Genomic DNA, 10,180 nt, shown 5'->3' with positions numbered 1-10,180 from the left:
AGGCACGTTGTCTGGTGCGGCCGGAGCCGTGGCGAGGATGAGCTCGCCGGTGGGCCAGATCTCGGGGATGACGAAAGCGTCCGGCCCCGTGTTGACGACGCACAGCGTGCAACCGCGTTGGAACGCGAGCACGTTGCTCACGCCGGTCTCGAGCCAGAGGAGCGGGTCGGTCGGCGCAAACCGCTCGCGGCGCCGCCGGAGAAGCGTGCGGTAGAGCGAGAGCATCGAATCGGGGTCCACGTCCTGCGCCGCTCGCGCGTAGGCTCCGAACCACGCCGGCTGCGGAAGCCAGGTGGCGCTCGCCCCGCTTCCGAAGCCGAAGTCGCCGGGATCCGTCGTCCAGGGCAGCGGGACGCGACATCCGTCTCGGCCAAGATCCGCGCCCGCAGAGCGGAGCCAGATCGGGTCCTGTCTCGATGCCTGCGGCAGATCGAAGACCTCCGGAAGCCCCAACTCCTCGCCCTGATAGAGGTACACGGTGCCGGGCAGCGCCAGCAGCATCGCGACCGCCGCGGCAGCGCGGCGAGACCCCAGAGCGATGTCGACCGATCCGGTGCGGCGCGCCGCCGAGATCATGTCTGACGGATCGACCGCGTCCAGCAGCTGGGTCTGCCCATATCGGGTGACGGTGCGGTGCACGTCATGGTTGGACAGCGTCCAGGCAGGCGGACCCTCGGACGCGGCGAGCCCCGTCGAGATCGCCTCCCGGAGGCGGTCCGCGTCCCACGGCTGGACGAGGAGATCGAAGCTGAACGCCTGATGCAGCTCGTCCGGTCTGAGGTAGGCCGAGAGTCGGCTCGCCGACGGCACCCAGACCTCACCGACGAAGTACTTCGGGTCGGGGTAGGCGTCGCCCACCGCCCGCCAGTCCCGGTAGATCTCGTGCACTTCCGGCTGGTCCCACATCGCTGCATTGTGACCGCCGGTGCCGTCGTCGGCTCCGGGCCAATCGGGCAGCCCCAGCGCTTTGACGTGGCCGTGCGCGACATCGATCCGGAAGCCGTCGACCCCGCGATCGAACCAGAACCGCATGACGTCGCGGAAGTCCTCGGCAACGTCGGGGTTACGCCAGTTGAGGTCGGGTTGCGCGGAGTCGAACGAGTGCAGGTACCACTGGCCCGGTTGCCCGTCGGCTTCGACGATGCGCGTCCACGCAGATCCGCCGAACACGCTCAGCCAGTTGTTGGGCGGAAGCTCGCCGTCGGGCCCTGCGCCGGCGGCGAAGTGGAAGCGTCGACGCTCTCGGCTGCCCGGCCCCGCCCGCAGGGCCGCTTGGAACCAGGCATGCCGGACGGAGCAGTGGTTGGCGACCATGTCCATGAGGACGCGGATGCCGAGGCGATGGGCGTGCGCCACCAGCGCGTCGAAATCCTCGAGCGTGCCGTAGGTGGGATCGATCGCACGGTAGTCCGCGATGTCATAGCCGTGATCAGCCTGGGGCGAGACATAGCAGGGGTTGAGCCAGATGGCGTCGCAGCCGAGGGCGGCGATGTCGGTGAGACCGGCGATGAGTCCGCGGAGGTCACCGATGCCGTCTCCGTCGCTGTCGCGGAACGACCGCAGGTACACCTGGTAGACGACGGCCCCCTGCCACCAGGCAGGAGCGGGAGTGTCGGTGTCGGTGACGGTGACGGTGTCGGTGACGACGCGTGGTTCGAGAAGAGTCATGGAGATTCCTGAGGTGGTGCCCGGGCGGCGCATATGGCGGCCGCACCGCCCGGGCGGCTGTGTCCTTCCGCTCAGAAGGTGGGATAGATGTCGATCGTGCTTCCGCCGGTGCCGGTGAAGTTGCCTCCGCTGGACCAGGTCGCGTCGTCGATCAGCGGTTTGAACTGGAACGTCTGTCCTGCGGGGATGCGCTCGAGTTCGAACTCCCACACGTCACTGGCGACGTTCCTGGCGCCGCGACCCGCGGTCCAGGTGAAGGGATAGGCATCCCCGCGGATCGCGATCGAGTGGCCGAGCCCGGTGTTGTAGTGCACGCGGATCTTCGTCGTGTTGCGCGCGGCGGGCGCGTAGGCCGATACGGGCGTCCCCGGTGCGTACACCTTCGACTCATGCTCACCGAGGCTTACGGTGATCTGCTTGCCCGTGGTGCCACCGGCGGTCACCGTGACCGTGTCGGAGGTGTTCATGAGGTTCGTGAGCACCGTGCCGACGGGCAGCGAGCTCTCGGCGCGCAGCGGGATCGTGCGGGTCTGCGTGTTCCATGAGTTGGACGAGATCGTGATGGCCTCCGCGCCCGTGGAATCGACCCGGCGCGAGAACCCGTAGACGTTGGTGTCCGCCCACATCTCGCGCTGGGTGCCGACCTGCAGGGCCGGGTACGCCTTCTTGATCGCGGTCAGACGCTGGATGTGCGTGTAGATCGGAGAGGTCTGGCTGAAGCTGGACATGTCCTTGCGGTTGTCCTTGTTGGCGATCGGCACCTCACTCGCATTCCCGTTGCCGTTATCGGCCTGCTCGGTGCCGTAGTAGATCACCGGCACGCCGCGAGACGTCAGCAGGAACGTGAGCGAGGAGCGCAGGCGCTGATAGTTGTCGTCCGCCCAGGTCAGAAAGCGCGCCCGGTCGTGATTGTCGAGGAAGGTCTCGAGCCGGTTCGGATTCTGGTACTTGTAGTCCTGCGCGAACAGGGTGCTCAGTCCCGTCATGCTCGTGTCAGCGGCGAAGGCGCTGCGGGCGGCGAAGAAGTAGGGGAAGTCGAGGACGCCCCACTCGTAGTTCTGATAAGGCGCGACGTAGTCGACATCGCCGACGAAGACCTCACCGAACGTGGGAACGCCCATTGCCGTCTGAAAACTTGCCAGCCACGACTGGGGGATGGAGCGCGCGGCATCGACACGGATGCCGTCGAAGCCCATGTCGACCCAATCCTTGTACGTGTTGATCAGGTAGTTCGACACGGTGGGGTTCGACTGGTCGAGATCGTCGAGTCCACCCAGGTCGCAGTTCTCGATCTGCGTCTGGGTCTCTGTGCCGTTGAACAGGCAGTCGCCGTTGTGATGGAAGTAGGCCGGGTTGTCCAGCGGCGACGCGGGCTTGTAGGTGCTCGGGGAGTAGGTCGTCGCCGTACCCGCGAGGTAGTCCGCGGTGTGGTTCGGGACGACGTCGAGGATCATCTTCAGGCCTTTGGCGTGCGCCGTGTCGATCAGGGTCTGAAGTTCGGCGGTACTGCCGAAGTGCTGGTTGGGCGTGGCGAAGTTCTTGGTGAAGTAGCCGTGGTAGCTGGCCTCCAGCCCGTCGCGCGACAACGGCTGTTGCTCCGACACCGGCGAGATCCAGATGGCCGTCACGCCGAGCCCGGCGATGTAGTCCAGCTTCTGGGTGAGGCCCTTCCAGTCTCCGCCGTGGTAGAAGCCGAGATCCGACGGGTTGTACTCGCCGGCGCCCTGGTTGTTGTTCGTCGAGTCGCCGTCCGAGAAGCGGTCGACGAGGACCTGGTAGATGACGTCGCCTTCCGCCAGCGGGCCGGGCGACGGGACCGCGGTGGTGGCGGCGGCGGGTGCACTGAGCGCGGGGGTGATGAGCAGAGCGGCCACGAAGGTGGCGATCGCCCCGAGGCCGAGCGCCTTTCGGCGTTTCGTCGGAACGGCGGTGTCTTCACGGATCATGCGGTGGACTCCTTACGACTTCGCTGTCGGAGTGCGTACCGGCCGCCAGGCTTGCACGTGTTTACTGGATCGATGCAACACCCCCAAGCCTGCGGCTGTCAAGATGCAGTTCCTGACGCCGTTTCGAATCGGCGCTTTGCGCTCTCTCGACGAGTCGAAACGCCGCCACCCGGGGTGTCAGCGCCGTCGCGGCAGCCGGTCGAGCGCATCCAGCAGCACGTCGGCCGATCGCTGCCACGAGAAGCGCGCGATGTGCGCCGATCCGGCGGCGATGAGCGCGTCACGGCGCTCGGGATCGTCGAGCTCACGCACCGCGGCGGCGAAAGCCGCGGCATCCGTGCCCGGCGCGTACAGCGCACCGTCGCCGGCGACCTCTCGGAAGATCGGCATGTCGGTGACGACAGCGGGAACGCCCAGCGCGAGAGCCTCGGCGACCGGAAGCCCGTAGCCCTCGTCGAGGGATGCCGAGACCAGCACGGCCCGCTCGGCCAGAAGCCCGGCGTACTCGGCATCCGTCACACCGTTGTGGAAGCGCACCGCACCCCCGCGGCCATCGACGAGACGCTCGAGCTCGGCGCGACGGTCGGGCGAGATGCGCGACAGCAGATGGAGCGTACGTCCGGGAAGCTCCGCCATGGCACGGATGAGGGTCTCGACGTTCTTGTACCCCATGAACGAGCCCATGTAGACGAGGTTCTCGGCACCGGGCTCGACCCGAACGCCCGCCGGCAGCAGGTCGCCGAGGCGCTGCGGCGCGTTCGGGACGACGATGACAGGCCGCTTCGTCAGGCGCACGCGGGCGAACTCGGCCGCGCTCGTCTCGCTGACGGTCGCGACCAGATCGGCGGCGTTGAGCGTGAGGCGCTGCGGAACGTATGAGAGATGGAACATCCGCCAGCCGACGCGGACGTACCAGGGAAGATTCCGCGGCGGCGTGCGATGCCGGTAGTAGATCGTGTCGTGGAGGGTGAGGATCACACCGAAGCGACGGCCGAGCACCCCGATCGTCTGCATCGGTGAGAACAGGGCGTCCGGACGATACCGGTTCAGCAGGAGCGCCGTGAACGGCTCGCGCACCGAGGTGGGGGCGTGGATGCGCACTACGCGGGCACCGCTGGGCAGAAACGCCCGCTGCGCCTCGTCGTGGATCAGGAAGGCGACGTCGACCTCCCGAGCGGGCGCCGCCGCGGCGACGGCCGCCGCAAGCTCGGCCGAGTACCGGCTGATGCCGTCGTGGAAGTCGGTGCGGATGTACCGCGCGTCGAACAGCAGGCGCATGTCAGCCGTCGAGGGGCTCGCCGCGGTAGAGCTTCTCGAACGTGTCGAGAGTCTTCTCGATGTCGTGGATCTCGACGCCGTCGAGCGACGCCTGCTGCATGCGGCGGTACTCCTCGGGCGTCGCCGTCAGCACGCGACGCAGCTTGTCGGCGAGATCGTCGACATCGCCCGGCTCGAACAGGTAGCCGTTCTCGCCGTCGTGGACGAGGTGCGGCAGAGCCACGGCGTTCGCACCGACGACCGGCAGCCCCGAGGCCATCGCCTCCATGGTGGCGATGGACTGCAGCTCGGCGATCGAGGCGATCGCGAAGACGTCGGCGCGCGTGTACGCAGCGCGCAGCTCGTCTTCCTCGACGCGCCCGTAGAACGTGACCCGATCCTGGATGCCGAGGCGCTGCGCGGCCTGCTCGAGCGCGCGCCGCTGATCACCGCCGCCGACGATGTCGAAGGCGATCTCGGGAATCTCCGGCGCGAGCTTGGCGACCGCGGCGAGGGTCACCTCGACGTGCTTCTCGGTCGTCAACCGCCCCACGAACAGCACCCGGTTGTGCGTGCGCGGCTCGAGGTTGGGCGTGTAGTTGCGTTTGTCGATGCCGCAGCTGATCGGGATGACGCCCTCGATGTCGATCGTGTTCTCGAGGAACTCGGCGGCCTTGCGGGTGGGTGTGGTCACCGCGCGGGACATGTCGAAGGTGCGCTTGGCGTCGTCCCACGCGAGCTTGACGACGACCTTGTCCAGCAGAGGGGGAAGGGTCGTGAAGTCGAGGATGTTCTCCGCCATCACGTGGTTCGTCGCGACGACGGGGATGCCGCGCTGTCGCGCGATGCGCGTGAGGGCGCGTCCGAGCACGATGTGCGACTGGCTGTGGACCACGTCGGCGGCCACCTCGTCGAGAAGTCTGCGCGAGTAGTGCTTGGCCATCCACGGCAGCACGAAGCGCAGCCAGTCGTGCGGAGGCCAGCGCCACCCGGGTGGACGGTGCACGGTGATCCGCTGGCCCTCGATGATCTCGTGGAAGGTGCCGTGCACAGAGTGCTTCACGCTCGGCGTCATGACGTGCACGTCGTGCCCACGAGCGGCGAGTCCGGCCGCGAGGCGCTCCGCGAAGCGCGCAGCGCCGTTGACGTCGGGGCTGAAGGTGTCGGCGGCAATGACGATCGTGAGCGGCCGATGAGCGGGGTGCGGGTCGTCGGGTGTCGCGGAGTCGGTCACGGGGTGCGAGGCCTATCTGTGCGGCGGCGGCAAGACCGCGGATCGCGGAGCCACCCCGAGGAGTCTACCCGAGGGCCCCGTTGCCGCCGGGAACCAGCCGCCCCGCGTAACGTGGTGTCATGGCCCGACTCACCGCCGATGCCGACCCGACACGCTGGGTTCCCGTCACCGACTCCTTCGGGCTGCGGGGCCGCCGCGCGCGTAAGAAGGCGATCCGAATGCTGCTGGGTCAGGCCAACGGGATGCTGGGCGCCGAGCCCCGCCCCGGCGGGGCGTTCGCCGCCTGGGCCATGAGCCAGGCCGCGCCCGCACTGATGCGCAAGGCCGCCGGCCGCGTCTTGGTCTGGGTGTGGAGGTCCGACCCCGAGCTGGTCGTCGTCATGGCGCAGATCCAGCAGCTCACCCCGCAGTTGCGCACCGCGCGAGCCATGATGCCGATGGAGTACGACGACACCGAAGACTTCCGCGGAACGTATCTGGGCACGGGAGAACGGCTGGTCATGCCGACGCCGCCGGCCCGGAGCGGCACCGCGACGCCGCCGCCGTTCGCCACCTACACCTGGGACACCGGGACGCATCTGATCACCGTGACGGCGACCGGGGGCGATCGCGAGCGCTTCGGCACGGTGATCCCCGCCGTCGACGAGCTCGCCCGATCGCTCCGGGTCGTCGATGACGTCGTCAGCGGCGAAGCGGGGCCGGTGCTGCGGATCGACCCCGCATGATCTTTCTGCAGCCGGCGGACGGCCCCGCCGATCCGCCCTCCTCGCGCCCCCATGCCGGTGTGCTCGGCGGCCAGGTGCACCGCTTCGCGTTCCGCCCCGCGGACGGCGAACACCGCCTCGGCGCGCCGGGACTGGATGCGCTCCGCTGCACACCCGACACGGTGCTGCACTGGGCGTTCTACGCCGACGGCGATGCCGCGGTCAGCGCGCCCTGGGCACCGCTGGCCGTGACGGTCGACGCCCGCGTCGGCGAAGAGCGGCTCAGCGACGACACGCGCGTGCGCGACCGCTACGGCTTTCGCCTCGATGCGGACAGCCAGTTCGCGGCGGCCTGGAGCATGCCCGAGCAGTGGAACGCCGACACCGTGAGCCTCGCCCCCTTCGCAGGGCGGACCGCGGAGGTCGAGATCGTCCTGGGAACGAGCGCGCTCGCGACCGACGCCGGCACCCCCGACGAGGTGACCGGTTTCGTCGAGCTTCGTGTCGAGGAGCTGTCGGCATCCACCCCCTCACCCGCCGAACGCGTGGACACCCGGCGGGGCTCGCACGCCGGCGACCGGTTCTCGCGCGGCAACACGGTGCCGGCGGTCGCGGTGCCCCACGGGTTCACCTTCCTCACCCCGGCGACCGACGCCCGCGACCAGCGCTGGCCGTACCGCCCCTTCGTTCACGACGACGAGCGGGGTCGCCGCCTCGAGGCCGTGCAGTTCTCCCACCAGCCGAGTCCGTGGATCGGCGACCGCGGCGTGCTGCAGGTCATGCCGTTCGACGGCACCCCGGTCTCGGCGCCGACCGCGCGGCGACGTTGGATCGCCCCGGGCAGCGAGCGCGCCCACCCGCATGTCTGGTCGGCGATGCTCGACGGCGGCCTGCGCATCGAGACGACGGCGACCGACCACGTGGGCCTCTTCCGCGTCGAGGGCGACGACTCCGACGCGGAGGTCGGCTTCATCATCGACCAGCCGGGAGCCCACGGCACCGTCATCGCGCAGGGCGACAGCGTGCGGGGCTGGGTGGGCGAGGCCGACCCGTGGTGGGGCAACGGGCCACGGACGTTCTTCGCGGGTGTCGTGCGGGGTCATGCGGCCCGCTCGGGCCGCCTCGATGACGACGGGCGAGGCGAACGCGCGGGCTTCGTCGCCGGCCCGGGCGCCCTCGAGCTGCGCATCGCGATCTCCTTCATCTCCCTCGAGCAGGCACAGCGCGCGCTCGCCCAGGAGGCACCGGAAGAGATGACGTTCGACGAGATCCGCGATCGTACCCGCGGCGCCTGGGACGCGGTGCTCGACAGCGTGCAGATCCCGCAGCTCACGGCATCCGAGCGCCCCTTCCGCGGCCTCGCCGACACCGACCTGCGTGCGCAGCTCGCCTCGGCGTTGTACCGCCTGCACCTCTACCCGAACGCGGCGGAGGAGAACGGGGGATCCGCCGAGAGTCCGCGGTGGGCGTACGCCGATCCGTTCACCCCCGCCGGGGCGCACACCGACACGCGCACCGGAGCGCCGATCGCGGCCGGGCGCCTCCCCGTCAACAACGGGTACTGGGACACCTACCGCACCGCGTGGCCGATGATGAGCCTGGTCGACCCGGTGCGGGCCCCGGAGCTGCTGGACGGGATGCTGGAGCCGCAGCGACGTCACGGCTGGATGCCGCGTTGACGGCGCCCGGATACGTGGACGCGATGGTGGGCACCTCCAGCGATCAGATCCTCGCCGACGGGGAGAGGTGGGGACTGCTCGACGACCCGCGCACCGCCCTGTCGTCGGGCTGGCGCAACGCCGCCGAGCGCGCACCCGACGCCCGCCGCGGACGCAAGGGCATCGAGCGGGGACGCTTCCTGGGTTTCATCCCGCGGGCCATCCACGAGGGCATGAGCTGGAGCATCGAGAACGCCGTCAGCGACGCCGCGCTGGCGCGGCTGGCAGACCGACTGTCGGCGGCGTCATCGGGCGACGAGGCCGCGCGCGATGAGGCGTTGTCGCGCTGGCTGGGAAACCGCGCCCTCGCCTACCGGCAGCTGTTCGATCCTGTCGTCGGCTTCTTCCGCGGACGAGACGCCGACGGCCGGACGGCGGGCGGGCGCTTCGATCCGCGCGTCTGGGGCGGCGACTACGTCGAGACGAACGCCTGGGGAATGTCGGTGAGCGCGGTGCACGACCGCCCCGGCCTGGCCGCCCTCTACGACGGCCGACAGGGCCTGCGCATCCACCTCGATCGCCTGTTCGCCGAGCCCGAGACCGCGGATGCCGCGTTCGCCGGCGCCTACCGTCAGGTCATCCACGAGCAGCGCGAGGCGCGGGCGCTGCGCAGCGGCATGTGCGCCATCTCCAATCAGCCGGCGCATCACATCCCGTACATGTATACCGGGACCGATCAGCCCTGGCTCGCCGGCGCGACAGCACATCGGTTGGCACGACGCCTGTTCGCGGGCGGCCACATCGGCCAGGGCTTTCCCGGTGACGAGGACAACGGCGAGATGAGCGCGTGGTGGCTGTGGGCGGCGATCGGGCTGTATCCGCTCGAGCTGGGTTCCGGCGAGCTCGTCATCGGCTCGCCGCTGCTCGACGACGTGACCGTCGCGCGCAGCGACGGGTCGCGTCTGCGCATCCGCTCACAGCGACCGCACGCGGACGCCCATGTGCTGCGCGCCGCCCGGGTCAACGGTGCGCCGCTCACCCGTGCCGTGCTGGAGGTGGATGCGCTCGGCGCCGACGTCGACCTGGAGCTCGAGTTCGGCGACGACCCCGCCGAGAGCCTGGGCGCCGACGAGCCGACCCCCGTGCGCCCGTGGCACCCCGATCTGACGGGCGGGTCGGGTCGCATCGTCCACGCGCCCGGCGTGCGCCACGCCCGCCGACTCGTCGACGACGGCGCTGCGGGCGGCGACCGCGGCGTGCGCCTGCGGCCCGGGGCCTGGGTGGGGTGGCTGTTCCCCGAGATCACGTCCGTGACGGATGCCACCCTGACCGCCGTGGACGCGGTGGGCGACGACGCGCTGGAGTGGGAGTGGTCCGCCGACGGGACAAGGTGCACGACGCGGTCAAGTCGATCGACGTGCTCGATCCCACGAGCGAGCTCGGTCGCTTCGAAGACAAGGTGCGCCGTCAGGAGGCTCTCGCCGCCGGCAAGGCGGAGCTCGCGGCATCCAGTCTGGACGCCCAGTTCAACGAGCTCGAGGATGTCGGCGAGCTCACCGAGGTCGAGGCGCGCCTGGCCGCCCTGAAGAGCGGCGGCACCGGCACGGCAGCGCTCGAGCAGTAGACAGGACGGTCGGCGTTCCGGCGTCCGCCCGCACGTGGGCGCCGGGACGCCGGCCTCGCGCCGCGCGAACGCGCAGGGAGGATCGGAAG

6 protein-coding genes and 2 pseudogenes are annotated in these 10,180 nt (G+C 69.9%); 4 read left to right on the top strand and 4 right to left on the bottom strand.

The features are described from left to right. The 4 genes from I5I_RS13825 to I5I_RS13810 form a co-directional block, all read right to left on the bottom strand. Window positions 1-1,668 (bottom strand): glycoside hydrolase family 13 protein (locus I5I_RS13825; RefSeq protein ID WP_036320999.1); only part of this gene is annotated, 1,668 nt, incomplete at its 3' end. A gap of 71 nt (window positions 1,669-1,739) precedes the next feature. Next, the gene (locus I5I_RS13820; RefSeq protein WP_036320997.1) at window positions 1,740-3,614 is read right to left on the bottom strand and encodes an alpha-amylase family glycosyl hydrolase; all 1,875 of its coding nucleotides are present in this window, start codon (window positions 3,612-3,614) and stop codon (window positions 1,740-1,742) included. 177 nt (window positions 3,615-3,791) lie between these two features. Beyond that, complete coding sequence (locus tag I5I_RS13815) at window positions 3,792-4,892, bottom strand: glycosyltransferase (protein WP_036320995.1); 1,101 nt, start codon at window positions 4,890-4,892, stop codon at window positions 3,792-3,794. Between the two features lies 1 nt (window position 4,893). Then, the gene (locus tag I5I_RS13810) at window positions 4,894-6,105 is read right to left on the bottom strand and encodes a glycosyltransferase (protein ID WP_036320993.1); all 1,212 of its coding nucleotides are present in this window, start codon (window positions 6,103-6,105) and stop codon (window positions 4,894-4,896) included. A gap of 119 nt (window positions 6,106-6,224) precedes the next feature. On the opposite strand from I5I_RS13810, the gene I5I_RS13805 reads away from it, so the two are divergent. From I5I_RS13805 to I5I_RS17685, 4 genes and pseudogenes are all read left to right on the top strand, one after another. Beyond that, entirely contained in the window at window positions 6,225-6,830 is a 606-nt protein-coding gene (locus I5I_RS13805; protein ID WP_036320991.1) for a hypothetical protein, read from the top strand. Further along, window positions 6,827-8,488, top strand: coding sequence for a glycoside hydrolase domain-containing protein (locus tag I5I_RS17825; protein WP_275574472.1), 1,662 nt, complete (start codon window positions 6,827-6,829; stop codon window positions 8,486-8,488). The genes I5I_RS13805 and I5I_RS17825 overlap by 4 nt, the downstream gene beginning before the upstream one ends. A 23-nt stretch (window positions 8,489-8,511) precedes the next feature. Further along, window positions 8,512-9,507: pseudogene (locus I5I_RS17820) on the top strand (glycoside hydrolase domain-containing protein); the annotation flags it as partial. Window positions 9,508-9,848: 341 nt separating this feature from the next. Continuing rightward, a pseudogene (locus I5I_RS17685) lies at window positions 9,849-10,091 on the top strand (PspA/IM30 family protein); the annotation flags it as partial. Between the last annotated feature and the right edge of the window lie 89 nt (window positions 10,092-10,180).

The sequence above is a fragment of the Microbacterium sp. B24 genome (assembly GCF_000333415.1).
In the GTDB taxonomy this organism is placed as follows: domain Bacteria; phylum Actinomycetota; class Actinomycetes; order Actinomycetales; family Microbacteriaceae; genus Microbacterium.
The sequence above is the reverse complement of the archived record's forward strand: the minus strand, read 5'-3'. Positions and strand labels throughout refer to the sequence as shown.